Source organism: Sphingobacterium allocomposti, assembly GCF_008124885.1.
GTDB classification, from domain to species: Bacteria; Bacteroidota; Bacteroidia; order Sphingobacteriales; family Sphingobacteriaceae; genus Sphingobacterium; species Sphingobacterium allocomposti.
In genome coordinates, this window is record NZ_VNHX01000003.1 from 256,353 (window position 1) to 280,812 (window position 24,460).

The 24,460-nt window shown below is 45.3% G+C and carries 22 protein-coding genes and 2 tRNA genes; 14 read left to right on the forward strand and 10 right to left on the reverse strand.

Features of this window, described 5'->3' with window-relative positions; all coding sequences use genetic code 11:
• The first annotated feature begins 163 nt into the window (after positions 1-163).
• The gene (locus BC792_RS03935; protein WP_148907680.1) at positions 164-445 is read left to right on the forward strand and encodes a GNAT family N-acetyltransferase; all 282 of its coding nucleotides are present in this window, start codon (positions 164-166) and stop codon (positions 443-445) included.
• A 99-nt stretch (positions 446-544) separates the two neighbouring features.
• Here the strand turns inward: BC792_RS03935 and BC792_RS03940 are convergent, their stop codons facing one another.
• Entirely contained in the window at positions 545-2,275 is a 1,731-nt protein-coding gene (locus tag BC792_RS03940; protein ID WP_148907681.1) for a M14 family zinc carboxypeptidase, read from the reverse strand.
• 128 nt (positions 2,276-2,403) lie between these two features.
• On the opposite strand from BC792_RS03940, the gene BC792_RS03945 reads away from it, so the two are divergent.
• The 8 genes from BC792_RS03945 (at position 2,404) to BC792_RS03980 (ending at position 10,057) form a co-directional block, all read left to right on the forward strand.
• Positions 2,404-2,892: a DNA-deoxyinosine glycosylase gene (locus BC792_RS03945; protein ID WP_148907682.1), complete on the forward strand. Its 489-nt coding sequence runs from the start codon at positions 2,404-2,406 to the stop codon at positions 2,890-2,892.
• Positions 2,893-2,948: 56 nt separating this feature from the next.
• A complete protein-coding gene (locus tag BC792_RS03950; RefSeq protein ID WP_148907683.1) occupies positions 2,949-4,127 on the forward strand; it encodes an AIR synthase related protein in 1,179 nt (392 codons plus the stop codon).
• A gap of 9 nt (positions 4,128-4,136) precedes the next feature.
• On the forward strand, positions 4,137-4,583 hold the full coding sequence (locus tag BC792_RS03955) for an ATP-dependent zinc protease family protein (protein ID WP_246154838.1): 447 nt from the start codon (positions 4,137-4,139) through the stop codon (positions 4,581-4,583).
• A gap of 46 nt (positions 4,584-4,629) precedes the next feature.
• A complete protein-coding gene (gene rimK / locus BC792_RS03960; RefSeq protein WP_148907684.1) occupies positions 4,630-5,565 on the forward strand; it encodes a 30S ribosomal protein S6--L-glutamate ligase in 936 nt (311 codons plus the stop codon).
• 247 nt (positions 5,566-5,812) lie between these two features.
• A complete protein-coding gene (locus BC792_RS03965) occupies positions 5,813-7,105 on the forward strand; it encodes a 4Fe-4S dicluster domain-containing protein (RefSeq protein WP_148907685.1) in 1,293 nt (430 codons plus the stop codon).
• Positions 7,106-7,114: 9 nt separating this feature from the next.
• Positions 7,115-7,909 carry a (Fe-S)-binding protein gene (locus BC792_RS03970; protein ID WP_148907686.1) on the forward strand — a complete coding sequence of 265 codons (795 nt, stop codon included), beginning with the start codon at positions 7,115-7,117 and terminating at the stop codon, positions 7,907-7,909.
• Positions 7,910-8,189: 280 nt separating this feature from the next.
• Positions 8,190-9,149 (forward strand): hypothetical protein, encoded by a 960-nt coding sequence (locus BC792_RS03975; RefSeq protein WP_148907687.1) that lies wholly within the window; start codon positions 8,190-8,192, stop codon positions 9,147-9,149.
• A gap of 65 nt (positions 9,150-9,214) precedes the next feature.
• Positions 9,215-10,057, forward strand: a complete 843-nt coding sequence (locus tag BC792_RS03980; RefSeq protein ID WP_148907688.1) for a universal stress protein — start codon at positions 9,215-9,217, stop codon at positions 10,055-10,057.
• 416 nt (positions 10,058-10,473) lie between these two features.
• Here BC792_RS03980 and BC792_RS03985 read toward each other — a convergent pair.
• The 4 genes from BC792_RS03985 to BC792_RS04000 form a co-directional block, all read right to left on the reverse strand.
• Positions 10,474-10,557 (reverse strand) — tRNA-Leu (locus tag BC792_RS03985).
• A 64-nt stretch (positions 10,558-10,621) separates the two neighbouring features.
• Positions 10,622-11,500, reverse strand: coding sequence for a Ppx/GppA phosphatase family protein (locus BC792_RS03990; RefSeq protein WP_148907689.1), 879 nt, complete (start codon positions 11,498-11,500; stop codon positions 10,622-10,624).
• Between the two features lie 206 nt (positions 11,501-11,706).
• Positions 11,707-12,306, reverse strand: a complete 600-nt coding sequence (locus tag BC792_RS03995) for a hypothetical protein (protein ID WP_148907690.1) — start codon at positions 12,304-12,306, stop codon at positions 11,707-11,709.
• 140 nt (positions 12,307-12,446) lie between these two features.
• On the reverse strand, positions 12,447-15,020 hold the full coding sequence (locus BC792_RS04000; RefSeq protein WP_148907691.1) for a phosphoenolpyruvate carboxylase: 2,574 nt from the start codon (positions 15,018-15,020) through the stop codon (positions 12,447-12,449).
• 294 nt (positions 15,021-15,314) lie between these two features.
• On the opposite strand from BC792_RS04000, the gene BC792_RS04005 reads away from it, so the two are divergent.
• A complete protein-coding gene (locus BC792_RS04005) occupies positions 15,315-17,504 on the forward strand; it encodes an FUSC family protein (protein WP_148907692.1) in 2,190 nt (729 codons plus the stop codon).
• Complete coding sequence (locus BC792_RS04010; RefSeq protein ID WP_148907693.1) at positions 17,497-18,468, forward strand: YpdA family putative bacillithiol disulfide reductase; 972 nt, start codon at positions 17,497-17,499, stop codon at positions 18,466-18,468. Before BC792_RS04005 ends, BC792_RS04010 begins: the two co-directional genes overlap by 8 nt.
• Here the strand turns inward: BC792_RS04010 and BC792_RS04015 are convergent.
• On the reverse strand, positions 18,465-19,076 hold the full coding sequence (locus BC792_RS04015) for a TetR/AcrR family transcriptional regulator (RefSeq protein WP_148907694.1): 612 nt from the start codon (positions 19,074-19,076) through the stop codon (positions 18,465-18,467). The genes BC792_RS04010 and BC792_RS04015 overlap by 4 nt on opposite strands.
• A 102-nt stretch (positions 19,077-19,178) precedes the next feature.
• Here BC792_RS04015 and murB point away from each other — a divergent pair, with 102 nt between their 5' ends.
• From murB to BC792_RS04030, 3 genes are all read left to right on the forward strand, one after another.
• Complete coding sequence (murB, locus tag BC792_RS04020) at positions 19,179-20,195, forward strand: UDP-N-acetylmuramate dehydrogenase (RefSeq protein ID WP_148907695.1); 1,017 nt, start codon at positions 19,179-19,181, stop codon at positions 20,193-20,195.
• Positions 20,196-20,462: 267 nt separating this feature from the next.
• Positions 20,463-20,975 (forward strand): RNA polymerase sigma factor, encoded by a 513-nt coding sequence (locus tag BC792_RS04025; RefSeq protein WP_148907696.1) that lies wholly within the window; start codon positions 20,463-20,465, stop codon positions 20,973-20,975.
• Positions 20,976-20,993: 18 nt separating this feature from the next.
• Positions 20,994-21,239: a cytochrome b5 domain-containing protein gene (locus BC792_RS04030; protein WP_148907697.1), complete on the forward strand. Its 246-nt coding sequence runs from the start codon at positions 20,994-20,996 to the stop codon at positions 21,237-21,239.
• A 6-nt stretch (positions 21,240-21,245) separates the two neighbouring features.
• Here BC792_RS04030 and BC792_RS04035 read toward each other — a convergent pair whose 3' ends face one another.
• The 4 genes from BC792_RS04035 to BC792_RS04050 all read right to left on the reverse strand — a co-directional run bounded on the left by BC792_RS04035 (position 21,246) and on the right by BC792_RS04050 (position 24,282).
• Positions 21,246-22,160 (reverse strand): PfkB family carbohydrate kinase, encoded by a 915-nt coding sequence (locus BC792_RS04035; protein ID WP_148907698.1) that lies wholly within the window; start codon positions 22,158-22,160, stop codon positions 21,246-21,248.
• 50 nt (positions 22,161-22,210) lie between these two features.
• Positions 22,211-22,284 (reverse strand) — tRNA-Asn (locus tag BC792_RS04040).
• A gap of 256 nt (positions 22,285-22,540) precedes the next feature.
• Positions 22,541-23,434 (reverse strand): endonuclease/exonuclease/phosphatase family protein, encoded by an 894-nt coding sequence (locus BC792_RS04045; RefSeq protein WP_148907699.1) that lies wholly within the window; start codon positions 23,432-23,434, stop codon positions 22,541-22,543.
• Entirely contained in the window at positions 23,416-24,282 is an 867-nt protein-coding gene (locus tag BC792_RS04050; protein ID WP_148907700.1) for a metallophosphoesterase family protein, read from the reverse strand. Before BC792_RS04050 ends, BC792_RS04045 begins: the two co-directional genes overlap by 19 nt.
• Positions 24,283-24,460: the final 178 nt, after the last annotated feature.

Here is a 24,460-nt window from a genome sequence, read left to right on the forward strand (position 1 = left end):
TCTGTTTGCCGTGTCATTTCACCTTTAAATTTATCATTTTTTTTTGAGTTCCCCACATTTCTATTTAAGACTATAAAACTTTCTTTAACACTAATAAAAGAATGAGTTCCTTCTTTTTTTTTAAGCGCATTTACTTATCTTTATCTAGAAAAGAGTAGAAAATATGACAGAAATTAAACAAGAAGATGGCCGGAAAGGCAAATTTGAGATTTTCGACGAAGAGCGTCTGGCAGGTGAAATGACCTACACATGGGCAGGCGATACCAAGTTTATCATAGATCATACGGAGGTTAAAGAAGGTTTCGAAGGGAAAGGCTTGGGCAAGAAACTCGTTCTCGCTGCCGTCGACTTTGCCCGCTCAAGAAACGTCAAAATTATGCCTCTTTGCCCTTACGCAAAAAGCGTGTTTGATAAGTCACCTGATCTTAAAGACGTGCTGTTTTAGTTAAAAGCTTGTTATAAGCAGCCGTACCATCGCCGCTGACGTCGGTACGGCTACCCGCAGTCGCCTAATCGCGTGAAACCATTAGTGAATGACGGGGTGTCAAGGGGATTTCAGGAGGCGGGCGACCGGATAACGCAGGTGACTCTTTTCGTAGTAAGCCGACTTTTTATAAATCCAGTCCAACTGAAGCCGCCCATTCTGACGCAATTGTTCATCCCGCTGTTTTTCGTGCTCCAACTCGTCTCTCCACCCCGGATGCTCCTTCAAAAGCCGCTCGGCCTCTTCTTCGAAGATATACGGCGCGAAATATTCCTTTTGGGATAATATGGCATCGAAAAAATTCCAGTTAAAGAAGGAGTCGGTAGCAGCGGGTTCAAGCGTCTCGATAATATAGCGCACGGCCTGTTGGTCTGTTTCTACAATCCAGTCGCCGGCATAAAAAGCCATCCCTCCAACGACGCTTCTCGTCCGCACATTGTCATGCAGATAATGCCCCTCGTACGGTTGCCTGGAAGTTTGATAGGCCTCTATATAATACGTTTCCACCTCCAGAACGGTATCTCTTTCAAGAGCACGCATCTGTACGCCGTTCAACCTGAGCAACGCAATAACATCGTCATATGCCTGCGGTATAACATAGGCAACGGGCTTTTTCACGCGTACGTCAGGCTTATAATGATGGTAGTAAGGGATCTGGATAGCTGTCGGTTGCTGACGGTCATAAAACAGCCGCTGCGCACCGCTGATATTACTCGCCTTCCGGCCAGCGCGATACCCCAAAAAGGATAGTGTATCAACACTATCTGTATCCAGCTTCCAGGACAGGGGAAAGATTTCCTGCTTTTGTGCTGCTTCCCTGGTGAGCGTTCTTATCTGCACAAGTGCCTTATGTTCCTCTGCGGTAATCGCCAATAAATGGTTCAGCAATACATACATCGCTTTTACACGCTGTTCATACGGCTTCCACATATGGGTCTCGGGCATATACCCAATTGTATGGTGCAGCGCCGCATAGCCTGTGGAATAACGGGGCGTTTCTAAAAAAGCCACCAGTCCCGATTCCGGCGTTTCCTCTTTGGTGTTAACATAGGGAATCATCGGAATACCGGACTTCTCCATCCGCTTGTACAGAGGTGCTGTGAACTTTTCCTGCATAAAATCCGATAATGGCGACGATAACTTGTCGGGATGGGTAGCGATTAACGTCATGACGTATTGATAATCGGCTCCATTACTCGTATGGGTATCGAAAAAAATGTCAGGATCCCAGGTATGGAAAACGTGCTGGAAAAGTTTGGCGTTACGGGTATCGCTTTTAATGAAGTCGCGGTTGAGATCGTAATGTTGCCTACTGCCCCGAAATCCGTACGAAACAGGTCCGTTTTGGTTGGCCCTGGAGGTTCCCCGATCCAACATTCCCGACACATTATAAACGGGTACTACACAGATGACCACATCAGCAGGAAGTTTATTGCCTAACAAAAGGTCGCGGACAAACATCATGGAAGCGTCGATGCCCTCCGGCTCGCCGGGATGTATACCGTTGTTGATCAACATAACAGCTTTACCCTTGGCCTTAATATCTTTCGGGTCGAAATCGCGGTCAGCCGAAAGCACAAGCAGGTGTAACGGCTTGCCAACATCCGTCTGTCCCACCTCCATTAATTTGGCCCTTCCGTCCCGGCGTGCGATCTTCTTATAGAAGTCAATAAGCTCCTCGTAAGTAGAAGTCACATTTCGTTCTGGATCTTGCTCAAAAGCTATTTTTTGTCCGTACACCATTTCATTCGAAATAAAGAGCACAATAATAAGCAGTACTATCCGACGCATTTCATTATCCGGTTAAATATGCCGTAAATATACTCGAATTTGGCGAGGTGCAAATCATGGAGATGGAACCTTTTAGTTATCTGCCACGTAAAGCAGCAGAGAAGATAAGTTTTTATTATTTTAGGGGTATGCTCAAGAAATCATTTGCACCCATCGTCCCAGACAACAGCAGGGTTTTAATTTTAGGTTCTCTTCCGGGCGACCGGTCGTTGACGGAGAATCAATATTATGCACATCCGCAAAACCGCTTCTGGAAGACAATATCCGTTTTGTTCAATACAGCTCTGCCCACAATATACAGTGAACGGGTAGCCCTATTACACCGGGAAGGCGTCGCGCTATGGGACGTGTGCGAAATGGCCTTTCGCAAGGGAAGTATGGACACCGACATTATGCAGGAGGTTCCAAATAAGATTCCGGAATTGTTAGCCGATAACCCCAGCATCAAAGCCGTCTTTTTTAATGGACTGAAAGCACAGAAACTTTATGACAGATATTTCACGCGCGATCCAGGGCTGCAATATATAACCCTACCAAGCACCAGTCCGGCGAACGCGAGCTTCAACCAGGAAAGACTGCTGGAGAAATGGCAGCCCGTCCTAGAGGTATTGCGATAAGACTTTTTAATTTTCGGTTATAGGAATACCAATGTGTTTGCTATTTTTGCAACAAGATGTCAGATTTAAAATACAATCAAAGGGGCGTTTCCGCGGGGAAAGAGGATGTCCACAATGCTATCAAAAACATTGACAAAGGCTTGTTTCCCAAAGCCTTCTGCAAAATCGTTCCGGATATCCTCGGGGGCGACCCGGATTGGTGTAATATTATGCATGCTGACGGGGCGGGGACGAAATCTTCGCTGGCGTATGTCTACTGGAAAGAAACAGGAGACATTTCTGTATGGCGTGGCATAGCGCAGGACGCTATCATCATGAATATTGACGATCTGCTGTGTGTAGGCGCGCTAGACAACATCTTGCTGTCTTCGACCATTGGCCGGAATAAAAACCTGATCCCCGGGGAGGTTATTGCCGAAATAATCAATGGTACCGAGGAAATTTTACAAGAACTGAGAGACCTTGGGATTGGCATCTACTCGACAGGTGGAGAAACGGCAGATGTTGGTGATCTTGTCCGTACCATTATTGTCGATAGCACCGTAACCTGCCGTATGAAACGAAGCGATGTTATCTCCAACGACACTATCAAAGCTGGGAACGTGATCGTTGGTTTAGCATCATATGGTCAGGCGACTTATGAAACAGCCTACAACGGGGGAATGGGATCTAACGGACTGACGTCTGCGCGGCACGACGTATTTCATAAATATGTTGCAGAAAAATACCCGGAAAGTTACGACCCGGCAGTACCGTATGAGCTGGTATTTTCCGGAGAATGTAAACTGACGGATCAGGTACGGTTAGACGATGGGAAAGAAATAACGGCCGGCAAACTGGTCCTTTCACCAACACGCACATATGCCCCCGTAATTAAGGCCGTCCTAGACCGTTACCGCCAACAGATTGACGGAATGGTGCACTGCTCCGGAGGCGCTCAGACAAAAGTGCTCCATTTTATCGACAAGTTACATATCATTAAAGATAACTTATTTCCCACCCCACCTCTTTTCGAGCTTATCCAGCAGCAGTCACAGACAGACTGGAAGGAAATGTATAAAGTCTTTAACATGGGGCATCGGATGGAGCTCTACGTACAGGAAGACATAGCAGCCGACATCATTGCTATTTCGGAATCCTTCGGAATCGCGGCTCAGATTGTCGGGCGGGTAGAAGATTCCGTAGAGAAAAAAGTCACCATCCGCTCACCTCACGGTGAATTCATGTACCAATAAAGCTCAAAGATGGTCATACTGAAGGAAAAGCGTATCATTGGCAGTATCGAAATGGTCGACCTTCCAGAACTGGGACTTTACAATATTTACGCGAAGATCGATACAGGTGCGGAGACATCCGTTTTACATTGCGAAGATTTCGAAGTCTTTGAAAAGAACGGGCACCGCTTTATTACTTGCTATATAGCCGGCCATCCAGAGAAAAAGGATGCAGATGTCATTCAGCTTACTTTTCCGATACATAGGGAACGCGTCGTAAAGAGCTCTTTCGGACAAGCGGAAACGCGTTATATTTTCCTGACAAAAATAAAGCTATTCGACACTTTGTTTGATATTAAACTTTCTGTGAGAGACCGTTCATCGATGTCATATCCCATGCTAATAGGAAGAAACTTCATAAGCGGTAAATTTTTGGTAGACGTCTCCAAAAAGCATTTGGCCAAAAACACATTCTAAAAACTTATTATAGATTCATCTGTTCATAATATAAACAAATCTTTCCGTGAATATCGCCGTATTATCGACGAATAGAAATCTCTATTCTACAAAACGCTTGGTTGAGGCCGCAGAATCCCGTGGTCACCGATGCCAGGTTATAGATCATAGCAAATGTTATGTAGGCATCCAACAAGGGAAACCAACTATCCATTACAAAGGACAGGACATATCCCATATCGACGCCATCATTCCACGCATCGGATCATCATTGACGTTTTACGGTTCTGCCATTGTTCGCCAGTTCGAAGTAATGAACGTTGTATCGGCGAATCCTAGCCAGGCTATCACACGATCGCGGGACAAACTCCGCTGTATGCAAATCCTGTCAGGAGCTGGACTAGGCTTGCCTATAACAGGGTTCGCCCGCTCTGTCTCCGATGTGGACGATCTTATCAGCATGGTGGGAGGAGCCCCGCTGGTCATCAAGTTGCTTGAAGGCACACAAGGCATAGGCGTCGTACTCGCTGAGACGAAAAAGGCGGCTTCTTCCGTGATCGAAGCGTTTTATGGCCTCGGAAATAATATTCTGATCCAGGAGTATATCAAAGAAGCGAAAGGAACAGACATCCGCGCTTTTGTTGTAGACGGAAAGGTCGTAGGCGCAATGAAGCGTACGGCTAAAGAAGGCGAATTTCGCTCGAATTTACACCGTGGCGGGACCGCGGAAGTCGTCAAATTATCGCGGGCAGAAAAGGAAACGGCCATCTCAGCAGCAAAAGCTATGGGTCTAACCGTCGCGGGGGTAGACATGCTGCCTTCTTCACGGGGCCCATTGATCTTGGAAGTGAACTCCTCACCGGGCCTCGAAGGTATCGAAACCGCTACGGGCAAGGACATAGCCACCGAAGTCATCAAATACTTGGAAGGGCAGCACAGCGCCAAGCAAGCTTCTGGACCGATAGTTAACAAGCGGAAAGTAAAAAAAGAAAGCAAGCTGTAACGCTCCGCCCGTCAATGAGCAACTTTTTGACGCGTATGACTCCTTCCGAAAAAACTGTCTTCGTTTAACGCTGTTCTACGGTAAGTCCAACTTTCTTTTCACCAGTGGGGATGAACATAATTGTTCCCCCGTGCGGCCATGGGGAATTGACAAGTTCACGGCTTCTATTTTAATCTTTTCAGGGATGTATTATGCCAGCATAGTATTAATTTGTATATTTATCTTTGTGAGAACCTGATGCAAACTTATGATAAGTCAACTCCTTTTCTTCTGCTTATTTTTTGCCGCAATCGTACTGTTTACGGTTAACGCACGGCGAATCTATAGAAATATAACCCTAGGCAAATCCATAGACTGCAGCGACAACCCGCAGAAACGCATAAAGACGATGTTGCTGGTAGCGTTCGGACAGAAGAAGATGTTCAAAAATATACTGCCTGCGGTGTTGCATCTTTTCGTCTATCTGGGTTTTTGCATCATCAATATCGAAATGTTGGAAATTATTATCGACGGACTATTTGGAACGCACCGTGTTTTCTCTTCCGCCGGAAACATTTACAATATGCTGATTTATTCGTTTGAACTGCTCGCGTTCGCGGTATTAACCAGCTGCTTTATATTTCTGACACGAAGAAATGTTTCACGTATATACCGTTTCCGCGGCCGCGAGCTAACGGCCTGGCCTAAAACGGATGCCAACATTATTCTGGTCACCGAAATTTTGTTGATGACCGCATTTCTTTTTATGAATGCGGCCGACTTCAAACTCCAGCAATTAGGGTTCACGAACTACCACCAAGCTGGGGCGTTTCCGATAAGCCAATATCTACAAGGCCTCCTACCGGATACGCCCAGCTCCCTTGTAACAATCGAGCGGTTCTGTTGGTGGTTTCACATTATCGGCGTACTGGCCTTCCTGAACTATCTTCCACTCTCCAAACACTTACATATCATCCTCGCGTTCCCGAACACCTACTTCAGTAAACTGGCTCCCAAAGGAAAGTTCGAGAACATGGCATCTGTAACCGGAGAGGTAAGGGCCATGCTGGATCCCTCCGTCGCTCCGCCCGCCGGTGAGATCTCACGCTTCGGAGTTAAGGACGTCCATGATTTAACATGGAAAAACCTGTTAGATGCCTACACATGCACGGAATGTGGACGATGTACGGCCGCATGTCCGGCAAATATAACAGGGAAGCTGCTTTCACCCCGTAAAATTATGATGGACACCCGCGACCGGCTGGAAGAAGTAGGACGCAACATCGATAAAAATGGAAGCTTTCAGGACGACAGCAAGTCGCTTATAGATCATTATATCAGCCGGGAGGAAATCTGGGCCTGCACAACATGCAATGCCTGTGTAGAACAATGCCCTGTAAACATCAATCCGCTGGAGATTATTATGGGACTTAGACAATACGCGATTATGGAAGAATCCATGGCACCTGCAAGCATAAATGCCATGTTTAGCAACCTGGAGAATAACGGAGCTCCATGGAAATATGCACAGGCAGATCGCGCAAATTGGACACACATGTAAGATTAAATTATGACATCTACTTTTCATATACCAACGGTGGCAGAAATGCAGGCAAAAGGCGAAACACCTGACATCCTCTTCTGGGTCGGCTGTGCCGGTAGCTTCGACGAGCGGGCCCAGCGTATCACCAAAGACATCTGTAAAATATTGAACCACGTAGGCATAAAATACGCAATACTGGGCGTAGAGGAAAGCTGCACCGGAGATCCTGCAAAACGTGCCGGCAATGAATTTCTTTTTCAGATGCAGGCGATGACGAATATCCAGGTGCTTCAGGGATATGCCATAAAAAAGATCGTTACGGCGTGTCCGCATTGCTTTAACACGATAAAGAACGAATATCCGGGGCTGGGTGGACATTTCGACGTTATACACCACACGCAGCTGATACAGTCGTTGATAGACGAAGGAAAATTAAGGCCAGCAGATGGTCATGAGTTCAAAGGAAAACGAATCACTTATCACGACCCCTGCTATCTGGGCCGGGCAAATGAAGTATATGAAGCGCCAAGGAAGGCCCTTGAAGTTCTTGACGCTGAGCTCGTCGAGCTTAAACGTTGCCGAAGTAACGGCTTATGTTGCGGCGCCGGAGGTGCACAGATGTTTAAAGAGCCAGAACCCGGCCGGAAAGACGTCAATATTGAGCGCACCGAAGAGATCATTTCAACGGAAGCCAACGTGGTGGCCGCCGCCTGTCCTTTCTGCATGACGATGCTACGCGACGGCATGAAGGCAAAAGAAAAAGAACTGGATATTCAGGTGCTTGATATCGCTGAAATAACCGCTAAAGCAAACCGTCTTTAGCGGGCCCCTTCACCAACTAAAACAGCGTCTTCGTTAAGAAATGCCTGCGACGTACGCTGTTTAGCGCAACTCTTCATCCGCTACTCCGCGCGGGAATATACCTCGGATTGCCTTGCCTTCCGGAGCCTTGGGATCTGCATCATCCTCCCCCTCCCCATCGGAATACTACGCGGATCCCTGCATTCCAAAAAGCAACGTAACATAACCTAAACATAACACATACATAACGAGCAGTTAACAATATTTCAGTCTCTTGCTCCCATATTCAAACGCACGCTAAATGGATGTTTCTACTATTGTTATGTATCTGGGCTTTGTATTAGCTTCGTATTCTGTCGTGGGCAATGACACGATACAGACGCTGGGCACCTTTTTAAGCTCCAACGAACGGAAGAAGTGGTGGGTATTATGGGCCTTCGCCGGCAGCATCCTGACGTTTACTCTCCTTTTCGGATACTTTAATTATGGAGGAGACGTATCCTATGGCCGCCTGGAAAAGTACCCCTTGCCGACGCCGTTAGCCTGGTATTTTATCCTGCCGCCTATTATTTTACTTTTCCTAACGCGGACAGGCATCCCGGTGAGCACTTCCTTTCTAATTCTCACATTCTTCAATCCGGAAAATCTCCGCGACATGATTACCAAGTCGCTGTGGGGTTACATCGTGGCATTTCTCGCCGCTGTTGCACTTTACCTTATCATTTCAAAATTGTTGGAAAGAAAGTTTATAGAAAACCCGGCGACCAGAAGAGCGGGCGAAATATGGACCATTCTCCAATGGGTGTCTACGGGCTTTCTATGGTCGCAATGGCTTATTCAGGACTTTGCCAACATTTATGTGTATCTTCCGCGGCCTTTGAACCCGTGGCAACTGGCACTTTCGTTAATGGTAATGCTTGCGCTGCTAGCTTATATAATCGCTTCAAAAGGCGGTAGCATCCAAAATATTGTAAAATCGAAGACCAACACCGTCGACATTCGCTCAGCCACGATAATAGATTTTTCTTACGGCATCATCCTCTTTTTCTTTAAAGAATTAAACAATATCCCGATGAGCACCACATGGGTTTTTATCGGAATCCTGGCAGGCAGGGAAATAGCCATCAACTTTATGCTACGTAAAAACGAGAGCCGCCGACGTATGTTTAGAAACCTCGGAATGGACTTGGTCAAGGTAGTGATAGGTCTAGTTGTTAGCATAATCTTAGTTTATGTAGTTAAGTATTTGGCGGCGGCGTAAATGACCTGACACGACACGTCGGCTATCGCCGGTCCACAGCACTATTGACATTTAAAGTTATCCCAATGAACTGTATACTTTTTCCCACCGACTTCTCCACCGCATCGCTCAATGCCTTCGGTTACGCGCTAAAATACGCCAAAACAACGCAGGCAAAACTTATCGTGTATCATTGCTTCACTCCCGGGGCCGATATAAGCGAAGAGATGCAGGCGATTTACGAAAGGGTAGATATAGAAAATTTCCGATCAAAAAAAGACCGGTTTCCGCCCTTCGAAAATCTAATTCAACGGCTTAACCTGGCCGGTGTGAAAGTAAAGTATGTGGTGGAGGAAGGCCCGTTTATTGACACGTTTAAGGCATACGTCGCCCGCAAAGAGGATAAAATCGACCTGGTGATTATGGGAACTCAAGCAGCAAAAGCTGGTATGTTCGACATCTTTATGGAAACAAATACCTCCGTCATTCTCGAAGAAATCAACAAGCCCGTTCTCGCTATACCGGAACGGGCTTCCTTTGACGGAGCCATAGATAATATAGTCTTTTTGGTCGACTACAAAGAAGACGAAAAAGGCCCACTTTCCCAAGTTATGAAGACCTGCGAAGCGTTTGGTGCCAAACTCCACATCTTACACTTCGATCTAGCCCATGGAGAGTCTATCGTTCCGCTGATGGACAGGTTTAAGAAATCATTGCCTTTCGGCGTCACAGACGATGTAATCTTCCGTTCTATTGATACAATCAATCTAAAAGCATCCCTTTCGGATTATTGCAAAACAAACTATGTGGATATGGTATGCTTAGTCAATCATAAGCGAAACTTCTATCAACGCCTATTTTCCCTTAGCCTGACACAGGATCTGTTACGCAATATTGACGTACCTATTATGGCGATTTACAATGAGTGATCTGTAAGACAGCAAGTGCAGTACACAATACCGACCGGCCGTTCACAGCATTACTGTTTGTGAATGCAAAAGCTGCTGCTTAAAAAAGAGGCTTCTATATGGGCGGCGAACGGCACGTCAGACGCCGTACTCTTTCCTACATAGTGTTGAGTCAGTAGTCATTAAAAAAGGTTTCCAAACGGGGAGAATGGAAACCTTAGCTAACCAATTATAAACCTGAGTTCTTATGATATAACAAATATCAAAAACAAATCCGATAAATAAAAGTAAATCTACAGATTTAGTAGATCTTATTTAAGAAATGAGAAAATTGTACTTGGAGAGGGCATCTTAGTAACAGACTCCGGCTCACCTCCAGAGTATAACAGCAGCAAAAAAAAAAGAGATCAAATACGATCTCTTTTTTTTTGCTGTCGTGCCCAGGAGCAGATTCGAACTGCCACGCCCTTGCGAGCGCCACCCCCTCAAGATGGTGCGTCTACCAATTTCGCCACCTGGGCATTTGCGTTAGCAAAAGTAATGCTTTTTGGGACATTTGGAAAGACTTTCCTGCAAAATTATCAACTATTTCTGTAAGTTATTGTCTATCAAAGTCTGAATAATTCCATCCACTAGTCCTACACGCGGAGCCACTATATTCTTTAAGTGACCAACCTTCATGATCGTCAAAAAAATCTCAGCGGCTGGGATGATCACATCGGCACGATCTTGTTTCAGCCCCAAAACATGTATGCGATCCTTCAACGAATACGAGTTGAGATATTGATAGATTGCCTTCAATTTCGCGTAGGACATAGGCTTGTCCATCTTTTCGTTAGCAATGCGGGATAACTTATTGATATTGCCGCCAGTCCCGATTCCATGGATATTTTTATAAATTTTAGTATTTTCCCTGACCCATCGTTTCATCTCTTCCCAAGTCTCAGGACTGTCCTGATTATCAAGAATACGGATGGTACCAAGGTTAAACGACCTGGATTCAACGAGTTGCGCGTTGGCAAACAAGGAGATCTCGGTACTCCCCCCTCCTACGTCAATATATAGATATACCTTACTTTTATCCATATTATCCTGAAGGTGGCTATTATAAATAATTTTCGCTTCTTTCGCTCCATCGATAATCTCGATGTCAACGCCCACTTTTTTACACGCTTCCACAATATCGGCACCATTATCAGCGTCCCGCATCGCAGATGTTGCGCAAGCCATATAGTCTGTAACTCTATATACATCCATCAAATTACGGAAGGCCTGCATTGTCTTCACCATATTCTCAAACTTGGGTTTCGAAATGTGGTGATGTATAAAGGCATCATCGCCCAAACGTAAAGGCACACGGATTAGCGCTTCCTTTTTAAACTCGACGGGATTACTCTCCTGATTTACTTCTGCGATTAGTAACCTAACCGCATTCGATCCAATATCTATAGCTCCGTATCTCACAGATTAGCTCTTTTGAATTAGTTGTTGATGTTAAATTTTACAATAATAAAAAATCAAATATTAATATAGTGTTAAGTTATCTATAGATTTATAAAAACAGATACGTCTTGTGCCAAATAGACCTGATCAAGGTGTGAGAAGCTGAATGGGGAATATTAAAAAAGGGAACGCTTTGACGTTCCCTTTTCTGATATTATGACTTCTCATTAATGATGAGCGTGCGCGTCTTCTTTACCACCGGCAAGTTTAAATAACTCGGCCACTTTTTCTTCGTTGGCTACAGCAAAGTCACGAAGTCCTCTGTTGGTGTTACGGGTTAACCTCTGAAACTGTTCCTTTATGATCGCCGACTCGTGCTGAACATGTTGCACATAAGAAGCGTCCGAAAAGGCGTGACCGTGGCCTGCAGCCGCTTGGATGCTTCCTGAGTCAGCTTCGTGAACATGCGCCCCATTAGTCGCATCTTGTTGAACAGCCACGAATGTTTCGCTATCTTTAACCGGAAAGTCTACTTGGTATTGAGTGGCTAGACTGTCCAACGCCGGAATCAGCTCTCCGTACACTTCTTTAACCTTAGCCGCCAATTGCCGAACTTCAGAAGAAGTGGCTATAGTTTCAACATGCGCCGCATAATCCTTTTCATATACGACCTTCGCGCCTACCAATTTAAAAAATTGAAATGCATCGCCGTCCACCAAGCTGGTGTGGGTAAACTTTAGTTGGTTTTCCTTGGCAGTATTAGGACTACAAGATACCAAAAAAGCACCCGCGCATATACCTGCAACAATTAAAGTATTTAATTTCATCTCCTTAGTATTTATGCCACAAACTTAGATAAATTTGCTTTTATATACAATTATAAAAGCTTCAATGTGACAAATCACCCGCCATCGGTGGTTGTGTTTCCCCGTTAACGGATGATTTGTTGCTCCGACGCTGCTATTCACTACGCCAGGTTACGTCCTGCGTTGACAACTCCGTAAATCGTACGTGCTATCAATTTTCGATAAGCCGTTTCCTGCTCTTCAGGAAGCTCCTTCTTCAATAGTGTACGTATAGCATAATGCTGGATAATCAGCAACGGCAGTACGATCTTCTCTCTAGCCAAAATGGAAGCTCTTTCTATAGGGTAATCCTCCATCAGAACCGAGGAATTACTCAGTTTTAGAACGTATTGCTTCGTCAGCTCGTACTCCGCACGCAACATTTTCCAAAAGTCGCCAAACGTTGCATCGTATTGCATGTATGAGGTTATATCGAAGTTCGATTTCGTCATCGACATCATACAATTATCGATGATAGTCTTAAACATTCCGGAATGTTCGTAAAGATTCTTCACATACGACCATAAGTTGTTTTCCTCGGCCCACTGCAATGCCGTTCCCACCCCATAAAATCCGGGTATGTTTTGTTTCAGCTGGCTCCAGGAGGTTACAAAGCTAATGGCGCGCAGATCCTCCAAACGCAGTTCTTTGCCCGAATTCCGCTTCACGGGTCGACTGCTGATATTAACTTCCGACAGTTGCTTCAGCGGGCTTAATGTTTCCAGATATTTTAGAAACAATGGGTGCTTTCTCAAATCCATAAACTTTGCATGACTTTCATGCGCCATCTGATCGATGATCTCTTTTTGTTTCGTCGTAAGTGTATCGCCGTCCTTCTGCTCAATCTCGGATATGATCCCTGCGTGCAGCAACTGCTCGATATTGTACCGTGCCGTGTCCAACGATCCGTACTGGCTGCTGATCGTTTGCCCCTGTATTGTCAGCTGAATATGCTCGTTTGCGATCTCTTTACCCATCGAAGCGTAAAACCGTTGCGTCTTACCTCCGCCACGTGCGGGAGGGCCTCCGCGGCCGTCAAAAAAAACAAGGTCGACGTCATACTCGCGGGCGATGGCCGTCAATTCTATTTTCGCTTTATAAATCGACCAATTTGCCATCAGATAGCCGCCATCTTTCGTACTATCGGAAAATCCCAGCATGATCGTTTGCTTGTTGCCCCTTCTTTTCACGTGCTGCGCATACACTTCGTTTGTGTAAAGGCTTCTCATAACCTGAGCAGCACGCGAAAGGTCGTCTACCGTTTCAAACAACGGGACAAAATCGATCGTCAGCGCATCTTTTTTCCATCCCGACCACAAGAACAATTGCACCAGTCCCAAAATGTCGGAAGCCTGCTGACAGTTACTGATGATAAAACGCTGCGCCGCACGCTCGCTGCCGGAGCGCTGTATATCTTTTAACAGGCGGATAACTTCTAAAGTATCCACGACCAAACTATCCGCCTCCTCGCCATAGTCTAGGTTCAACTCCGAAAACTTTATCTGCGTTTCCTTGTCCTTTTCAGACGAGACCACCTTCTCTAAGTCGATGGCCGTGTCAGGATGCCGTTCTACCAGATAGTTAAAGGTCTTGCGCAGGATACTGCTATCTTGACGGATATCCAGCGTTGTGAAGTGACAGCCGAACGTAATGACCTTCCGGATAAGATCTTCAACGAGCTCCACAAAGAGTCCGCCATGACGCTCGTTCAGTACGTCTTTAACGCCGTTTAGATTCTCCAAAATCGTCGCGGTCTCGTCGGTCGGGTTATCAGATGGATTAAAGCTGTTCTCGTAAAAAAGATCCTGTAGCAGATCGAGGTATTTTTCGGTGCCGCGGAAGGTAATCCGCCGCTTTAGCAGACGAAAGTCGCGGTAATAACAACGGAATAGTATCGTCCGCAGCATGCTGGCCACCTTCTTCGTACTCTCTGCGGTTACATTCGGATTGCCGTCACGGTCGCCGCCGGGCCAAAAGCCGAGCTCAATCAACTGCTTAACGTCCTCTGTCGGCACCTCCAGCTCGCTATCAATATTGGACTGGATCTCGGATGCTACTTTGTAAAAAACGTTTTCCAGAAACCAGGCCAAACTGGCCGCCTCATCTACAGGCGTTGGCTTCTCCTTGTTTATAAACGGCGTTTTCCCCAGCTGCTGTAAAAGTAGTTGGATATTTGGCACATCGTTCCCTTTCAGTGCATCAATTAAATCGTTAATAATAGCGAGAACCGGCCCGGGATAAAACTGTGTAGGGTGGGCCGTAAGAACCAGCCGGACGGAAAAATCACGTAGTTTATTAACAATTTGCTTTTTTAGCTCCGGCTTACCTTGAGCACGCTGAAACAGACTTTGCAGCACGCCCGACTCGTCCGCTTTTCCGACCGTCTGAAAGGCTGAATCCTCGACCGCGTCAAACAAGACCACCTGACGCTCAATATATTGCACAATACGAAAAAGAAAATCGAGACGATCTTCCTCCTGCACATATTGCTCATATTGCCCAAAGAAGCTGTCAATGATATCTTCCGGTGCTAAATGTTCGTCCACGCCCTTCTCGCAGTGCGTAGAAAAAAACGGAAGGACGGTCCCCGTGTGTTTTACACGCTGAAACGGCAACGTAAGAAACAGGCTTTTGTATAAATCAAAGCGCGTTAAAACTTCGTTGTGAAAGACAGATTGTTTTTGACTTATCTTCATGCTTAAATTTAAGGAATAACATAGATTCGAATATATAAAAGTTTCAAATCGCCCTAAATTATACAATAATAATAATCAAAACAACTTTTTTGTATAAAACAATTATTAAATCACCATTTATTTTAACAAAATATAAAAATACAGCGTATTTTGCCCGTGCAGTATCCAGGACAGCACCGTCGTTGGGAAAACAGCTCTTTTACACGCAATAACATTACGTTTTTTACTATCTTTGATTAACCCTGAACAGGCGTCATTATATATTTAGGGCCATATTCAACAACAGTGAGTTTCATGGAAAGAACGAAGGAAATCACGAATTTCTTCTACGGCCAATATTTTTCTGAAGGTCTAAAAATCACACTAGGTTGCATCGTGCCCGTCATGGTATGTGCATACCTCGGCCACTTTAGCATTGGCACCTTAATATCCCTCGGAGCCCTCCTTGTCGGCCTTTCCGACACCCCGGGAGCTCCTTCGCACCGACGGCTGGGTATGCTGTCCACAACACTGCTGTGTATGCTGACATATGTCATCATCGTGCACGTGAATTTCTCTGTACCCCTCACCACTATCATCGTCAGTGTGCTGAGCTTCATCTTCGCCATGTTTGCGGTTTTTAATGCACGCGCCGCAACCGTAGGTTCGATGTGTACACTGATGATGCTTTTCAACGTTCATCACGAACTCGTGGATATAGATAAGTGGGTCTCGCTGCTGTGTATCGCTACCGGCGGTATATGGTACATGCTTATGAGCATGGCGATTATACAGATAAGGCCCTACCGCATCGCGCAGCAGGAGCTCTCAGAATCGATCCGGCAGGTGGCCGACTACATTCGTCTAAAGGCAAACTTTTACGATCCCAATACCGACATCGATACCAACTATCTGAAGCTTATTGAGAAACAAATCGAAGTGCATAAGCACCAAGAATCAGTAAGGGACATCCTTTTCCAGAGTAAACGGTCCATTAAAGATACCACAAGAATCGGTAGATTCCTCACCCTCATATTCTCCGATATTGTCGACCTTTTCGAACAGAGCATGACAACGCAGTACGATTACGGTGCGATCAAGGCGACCTACGGACATTATGGTGTGTTGTTACATTTTAAACATGTACTCCTGAAGTTGACCGCCGAGATGGACAACATGGCATATGCCATCAACGCCAATAAAATGCCCAAACAGATCTATACGTTCGACAGGGATATCGATCGACTGCGCCAATCCGTAGACGACCTTGATAAGCAAAAAATTAACACAATTCCGTTAAAGAAGATCATCATCAATATCCGCGGGATCATTAAATACCTCGATAACATCTATAATTACAGCTCGTCTAAAATATCGGATATCCCCCGCGAAGAAATTGATTCGGCATCACAGTTCATTACCCGCGATCAGATTGACTGGAAAAAATTCCGAAGCAATTTAAGTCTACAGTCTTCCGTGTTCCGTCATGCCTTGCGTATGGCCATCGTTTTAGGAGGTACTTACCTGACACTAAATATAATCGATTTCAATGCCAATGGAATCTATTGGACACTCTTGACAATTATGGTGATTTTGAAGCCTGGATTCGGACTGACAAAAGAACGTAACGTACAACGTCTGGTAGGCACAATTATAGGAGGTATCATCGGAGCCCTGATTGTGTATACCATCCACGATGCCACCATACGTTTTGTCTTATTGATATTTTTCTTTTTAACCGCGTATAGCTTTTTCCGTATCAACTACATCATCGCCGTTATGTTCATGACCCCCTATGTGCTCATTATGCTAAGTTTTCACGGTATGAACACGCTGGAGATGGCCAAAGAACGCATGCTTGATACATTCTTAGGCGGAATGATAGCGTTCCTCTCGAGCTATGTTATCTTTCCGAACTGGGAGAGCGCACAGTTTAAGGACAACATGCGCAGCCTGCTGGTGGCCAATTACCGGTATATCGCACAAGCTATACAGATTCTTGCCGGCGACAGGCTGACCGTCACATCCTATAAGCTCGCCAGAAAAGAGGTTTACATTGCGTCTGCCAATATGGGTTCTACGTTCCAGCGGATGTTGACGGAACCCAAGTGGAGACAGAGATATACAAAGGAGGTCAACAGATTTGTTATCCTTAGCCATATTTTTTCGTCCTATTCGGCGAATCTATTGACTCAGGTGAACGAAACCGACCGTGCAATATTTTCCAAAACACACGTGAAGCTGCTCAAGAGAATTTTGTCAGAACTGGAAAAGGCCATCGAATTGCTCCCGCCTCCGCCCGACGGCGATGGCATCTTTACGCCACATAACGATTTTCCCGACTTACAAGAGGCTTCCACGGAAGATGGAGACACAAAATTAATTACAGAGCAATTACAGTTCTTACACAAAATTTCAGGAGATTTACACCGGGTGACACAGGAGCTCATGACGCGTGCCACCGAATTGGAATCGAAAGAACAAACAAAGTTAGCGAATGGATAATCATTTTGATGTCGCAATTATCGGTGCTGGACCTATCGGCCTGGCCTGTGGTATTGAAGCACAGAAAAGAGGACTTTCACACATTATTATTGAGAAAGGATGCTTAGTCAACTCCTTGTATAACTATCCGGTAAACATGACGTTCTTTTCATCATCAGAGCGCCTTGAAATTGGGGACACCCCGTTCGTCACAACGTTGCCCAAGCCTAAAAGAGCAGAAGCCCTCGAATATTATCGACGGATAGAAAACAAGTTCGACCTCAATACCCATCTCTTTGAAGAGGTGCTGGACGTACAAAAGCAGGACAATAGCTTCTTTCTACGAACAACAAAGCACAGCTATGAAGCCAAGCATGTTATCGTTGCCACAGGGTTTTACGACATTCCGATGTTGCTAAACGTCCCCGGAGAAGACCTCCCCAAGGTTTCCCACTATTATCACGACCCGCATTTTTATGCCAAACAACGGGTGTTGGTTGTTGGCGCCAGCAACTCGTCCGTGGACGCGGCGCTGGAAACATATCGGAAAGGTGCAAAGGTGACGATGGTTATTCGGGGTTCAGAGATAAGCCCACGCGTGAAATATTGGGTTAAGCCGGACATTGAGAACCGGATTCTGTTTAAAGAAATTGATGTATACTACAACAGTTCCGTGCGGCGGATTCTGGAAAACGAGGTCGAACTCGATACACCGGACGGCACCGTCCGTCTTCCGAACGACTTCGTACTGGCCCTTACGGGATATCAACCAAACTTTAGTTTTTTAAAACGTATAGGCATTACCATACCCGAAGAAGCACCTAGAATCCCTGAGCACAATCCAGAGACCATGGAGACAAATATCGAAGGTCTTTACCTCGCTGGTGTGGTCTGCGGGGGCCTTAACACTCATTTGTGGTTTATCGAAAACTCCAGAATACATGCCTCGATTATCCTAGAACATATCGTGACGAAGGAAAGCTAGGGCCGTAAACCCCGAATGAATATTTTGACCATCCTCTTCTGTTTAGACAAAATCAGATCAAACTCCCCCGGTGTTGGAAACAGGCAGTCGCTTAAGTCTTTACTTAACACTCCCGTACGCATGCCCATCAGCGAAAACAGCAACAGTTCCGCTGTTTCTTCCACGTCGTCCACTACAATTTCCTTATTATTCACGCCTATGGCTAATATCCTACTAAATTGGTCGCGTACCCTGTCGAAAAACGGACCTAAATTTTTTCCGAGCTCGCCTGGATTCTGCATAAACAATGAGGACGAGTATTCGAACAAGTTGTAGTTTTCCCGCATCGTTTCCATACGGCTTTCGATAGCAAAAAGAATGGCATGTTCAACGTCAGACGCATTTGCCATATATGTATCTACCTTATTGATCATTTCGTTGATCACGTATTCCAGAACGGCCGTATACAGACTATGTTTATCAGGAAAATAGTAATAAAGCAACGCTTTCGAAAACGACAGGTCCTTGGCAATCTCGGCCATTGTCGTCTTTGCCATGCCAAAGTGTGCAAATCGACGTTTCGCCACCTCTAAAATTTTCGCTCTTTTTATATCTACGTTTTTCGACATGATATTTTTATTCTCTTAATCGTCCGCTTTATAGTATCTTTACAGCAATATGATAAAAGTAATTCTTTTTTTGAACTTTTAAAAGAATTAGTCAATAGAAAAATGACAAACGATATCCAGCGCAATATATCTTTACAACCCTATAATACATTCGGCGTCAACGTATCCTGTCGGCAGTTCGTTCAGGTCAGCGAAGAAGACCAACTTCCGCGTCTTTTTGAGTCGGGGCTTCTCACAAAAGACTTCTTTGTTTTGGGCGGGGGAAGCAATGTGCTATTTACCAAAGATTACGACGGTCTAATCTTACAAATGAGCAACAAGGGCATCAGCCACTTTATCGAAGGAAACTTCATTTACATTACAGCCAAAGCGGGAGAAGTATGGAACGACTTTGTCTGGTACTGTGTTAGCCGGGGATTCGCCGGAGTAGAAAACATGGCGCTGATACCTGGTACTGTAGGCGCGTCACCCATTCAAAACATCGGCGCTTATGGCACCGAACTCATGGATATTTTTTACTCCTGCCGCGCGTTCGACACAACCACTGGTTTGTTCACCACATTCAACAACGAGGATTGCAAATTTACTTACCGCGACAGCATATTTAAATCCACATATAAAGGTCGGTTTATTATTACCTCCGTAACATATAAGCTCCACATCCACCACCGTGTGAACACATCCTATGGAGCGATTAATGCCGAACTCCAGAAACGGGGAATTTCTTCTCCCAGCATTCGGGACGTCGCCGAAACAGTAGCGGCCATCCGTGTGGAAAAACTACCTGATCCATCCACGATCGGTAACGCGGGAAGTTTTTTTAAAAATCCTATCATAGAAGCAAAGCAGCTGAAAGAGCTCCAGCGTGAATATCCTGCCATCGTTTTCTACCCGCTTGAAGACAACCGTGTAAAGTTGGCTGCGGGATGGCTGATCGAATCCTGCGGATGGAAAGGTAAGGTGGACGGAAATGTGGCCGTGTGGAAAAACCAGGCGTTGGTTATCACCAACTTAGGCCAAGCTTCAGGTACAGAAATCTACACGGTGTCGTCCAAAATAATGAACGATGTGTACAAAAAGTTTGGAATTACATTAGAACGAGAAGTAAACGTTTTATAAAAGTTTTCCACATTTGTTGGTTTTCTTCGTGAAAACCCGCCCTCATGTTTTATTACACTGGCTCCTAGGCGATTATTTTAAAATTTTCGGTTCCTGAAAACAGTTTCTTAACGGAATTTTCACTTTGACTTAACTGGTATTAAAAAGTTTAGCACGCCGTTTGCATATTTTCTGACGAAACCGTATTTCATATTAAATGAATTACTGCAGAAAACACTGATGATATCGACTACTCAGTGCATTGTAAACTTTTTAATCCAATCTAGTATGAACAAATTAGAATTCAACACGTTAGTAATCCAGCAGGCTGATTCGCTGAAGACGTATGCGAGAAATTTCACTAGAGATCAGGATGACGCAAATGACTTGGTTCAGGACACACTCCTAAAAGCCGTGACGTATTTTAAAAACTTCAAAGACGGAACAAATCTTAAAGGATGGCTGTACACCATTATGAAAAACACCTTCATCAATAACTACAGAAGAGTCGTCAAAACCAATTCATTTATTACGAAAGAAGAAGAAATCACCAACGCCAACCTAGTCGTGTCGGCAACAAGCAACCGCGGCGAAAACAAATTTGTGATGGAGGATATTAATCACGCTCTCTCTAACTTATCGGAAGACTATTATGTCCCCTTCACCATGTATTTCGAAGGCTACAAATATCACGAAATCTCTGATTATCTCAACATTCCCATCGGGACCGTAAAAACCAGGATACATGTGGCCCGTAAAGTTATGAAGAAAACCCTCACAGCCTATAAATACGGGGATTAAAAAAAGTATCTTTGTTATGTGGAATACAAAGAAAATCTACCCAGCTATACCAAATCACAGTTAGCATTACGAAATGGCCAGGACAAACCGGAAGTTTGGGTGGCTTTGAATGGCTTAATATATGATCTGACACCAAGCCGTTTATGGACAGACGGAAAACATTATGAACATTGGGCAGGACAAGACTTAACTGAAGAACTTAAAGACGCTCCGCACACGGAGAGCGTCTTTAAGCGATTTGAAGCTATTGGAAAATTGCTTTAGGCTAACCTAGATATCGAATTTTGTCAACGATATGAACTGCTGTATGCGCACCTCAATATCTTCTTTCGACAAATTCTGAAGACGTTCAGTGCCGAACTGCTCAACGCAGTACGAAGCTAGAGCGGAGCCATAAATTACCGCATTCTTCATATTGGTAAAGTTCACCGACTTTACCTTGGCTAGATAGCCGATAAATCCGCCGGCAAAGGTATCCCCTGCACCTGTAGGATCGAAAACATCCGCCAACGGAAGAGCCGGAGCGGAAAACACTTGCCCCTCACCAAAAAGCAGGGCGCCGTGTTCTCCCTTTTTTATGATCAGATACCTCGGCCCCATGTCCAAGATGACCTCCGCGGCTTTAACCAACGAGTACTCGCCCGATAACTGACGGGCTTCGGCGTCGTTTATAGTTAGGACGTCTACCTGTTTCAATACGGTTTTAAGATCTTCGAGAGCAACGTCCATCCAAAAATTCATCGTATCCAACACCACCAACTTCGGCTTGCTGTTTAAGCGCCGTAGCGCATCTATCTGCACCTGCGGCGTCAAATTTCCTAACAAAAGATATTCGCAGTCCTGATACGAAGCGGGTATCTTGGGATCAAAATCGGCCAGAACATTTAGCTCCGTAACTAACGTATCCCGGCTGTTCATGTCGTTGTGGTACTTTCCTGACCAGAAGAATGTTTTTCCACCGGGAACGACCTCAACTCCGTCTACGTCGATACCTCTTGCGGTAAGTATTCTCATATTGGCTTCGCCGAAATCTTCGCCGACAACACTGATAAGCTTCACCTTATCGAAAAGATAAGAAGCCGCTAGTCCTGCAAATGTAGCCGCTCCGCCAACGATTTTATCGGTTTTGCCAAACGGCGTTTCTAGCGCATCAAATGCAACTGATCCGACTATTACTAAACTCATATCGTATATTTTTCCAAAAAAAAACCGGCTTGTCAGCCGGTTACCTTTAGCTCCTGAAGCTGGGCTCGAACCAGCGACCCTCTGATTAACAGTCAGATGCTCTAACCTGCTGAGCTATTCAGGAATTTCTTCTTCAGCTGTCGAGGAATACCCCTTTCTGCTAAAGTGACACAAAGATAGAACTTCACTACAAATATTCAAAGAAAAAAAATAAAAAATAGACCCGCTGTGTTTCATTACCGGAATTTTGCAGAAATCACGGCTGGGCCCAGCTGTCGGCCCCGTCCGGTTGCTCAGAATGTAGCCCCTACCCCTCCAAGCCAAAATTCCGGCATTTATCCCACTTCGACGCTATAATACCAGCAGTTCCCTATTATGGTTTAATCTGTCAAGTAAAAGGCAACCACGACTGCGGCGTGATCTGAAGGAAACACCTCGGCATGTGTATTAATCACCTCAGCAGCAGTCGGCCTGATCGAGCTCCCCTTGTAAAACACATAGTCTATACGATCCTGATGGGCCTCTTGACGGATGGGAGTCCAGGTGATACCGCGGCACATCAAGGGGTCTTGATAAATTGCACGGTACGCATCGGTGAAGCCTCTAGACTCCATCAACAGCGTAGCAGGAAATGGCATGACATACCCCTTATTTAAGTCACGTGCGTCCTTAATCCAGTCCAGATGGGATCCACTGTTGAAATCTCCGCAAATAATGACAGGAATCCTCCCGGAATTTTCAATTGCAGGATTCAGCTTATTTAATATTTCCCGAAGAATCCCCGTATTCTTTTCGCCACTAAACGCGCGCTGCCATTGAGCGGAATCAATAGGCTCATCTTTTTCCAGCATATCCCAATAGTCGAACGGAAAATTCAGCCAGTTACTGGCCACAACAACTTGTTTTCCATGAACGTCTATGATGACCGCTCCGCTGTTAAATGGCTCGTAGGCATCTAAAGTGTCCACTATAGGATAACGGCTCATAATGGACAAGTTTGCGCTACGCAAATAAAGATGATAGCCCAGCGCCTCAGCAATCCGTGCACCTGACCCATAGGTCTCCTGCATGGCCACAACATCAGCCCCCGAATCGCGGATGACATCTACAACCCGTCGCGGCCCTTCTTCCTCCCCTGTCTCCCGGCCACCATGCCAGATATTGAAAGTCATGACCTTTAGTTCCTGGCCAATTCCATCAAATGAAAGAAGGAGCAATACTAACGGCAAAGATCTGAGCATCAGGGAAACGACCGTCATCTTTTTACTTCCCATCCATAGTCTATATATTGCCACGAAAAATCATCGTCATTAATATCCACTTTCAGGTATCCCTCCTCCGTTCCGTGAAATGCTCCGTTCCACCAGTTGGCACTGACGGCACCCCCAGTGATAAACTGCACCCCCTTTACCTTAATTTCTTCGTACAGATGTTGATGACCTTGTAACACCAGTTTCAGATTGTGCCCGGCAAACATGTCGAAGACTTCTTTCTGGTTACCGAAAGTGTCTGCATCCGTATATCGTCCCTCCAGAACAGGGTAGTATAGAGAAAGGAACGGTACGTGCGCAGAAACGATGATGGGCTGATCCGGCGGGGTGACGGCAAGAAGATCAGAAAGCCACTTTCTCTGTGCTTCGTCGATACAATACCTGCCATCGCACACCTGTACCGAATTGAGCACAATGAACAGCCATCCTTTATGTTTGAAAGCGTAATACGTATCACCGAAATACGAGCTGAACAACCCGGCTCCATACGCAGTCGCTGGCTGTCCATCATGCCAGAAACGGTCATGATTACCGATCGTAAGGTACCATTTCAGCCCCGACGCCTCCGTTACCTGTTTGTAACTTTCGTATAGTTTAATGGCATCCGCCCTACGGTTTTCTTTTATTCCATCAACATCCACATTATCCCCGCCGGATATGATGAAGTCCACACCTGCCTTTTCGGCCGACCTGACAGCCAGCTTCAGGCCTTCCATGCTTCGGCTCTCGGGATTCATATTAATGTGAATATCCGTTAGAAAAGCGAACGAGAATTTTTGCTGAGCGCCAGCAGTCCGCCATACGCAAAGACTGGTGATCGCAACAAATAGTATATTTTTCATTGATTTCATAGTGCTACAATTTAATCATTCCCAGCCAAAGATCTGTTCCAAATTGGGATTCATTTCGTTCGATGTCTGTGTTCTTGGTATGGGTGGATATTACGGTTCGAATAGTGCCAGTCATTTTGGTCGGATGATGCCACTTATTTCGGTTCAATTTGTGCCAATTTAGTTTGAAATAGCATAG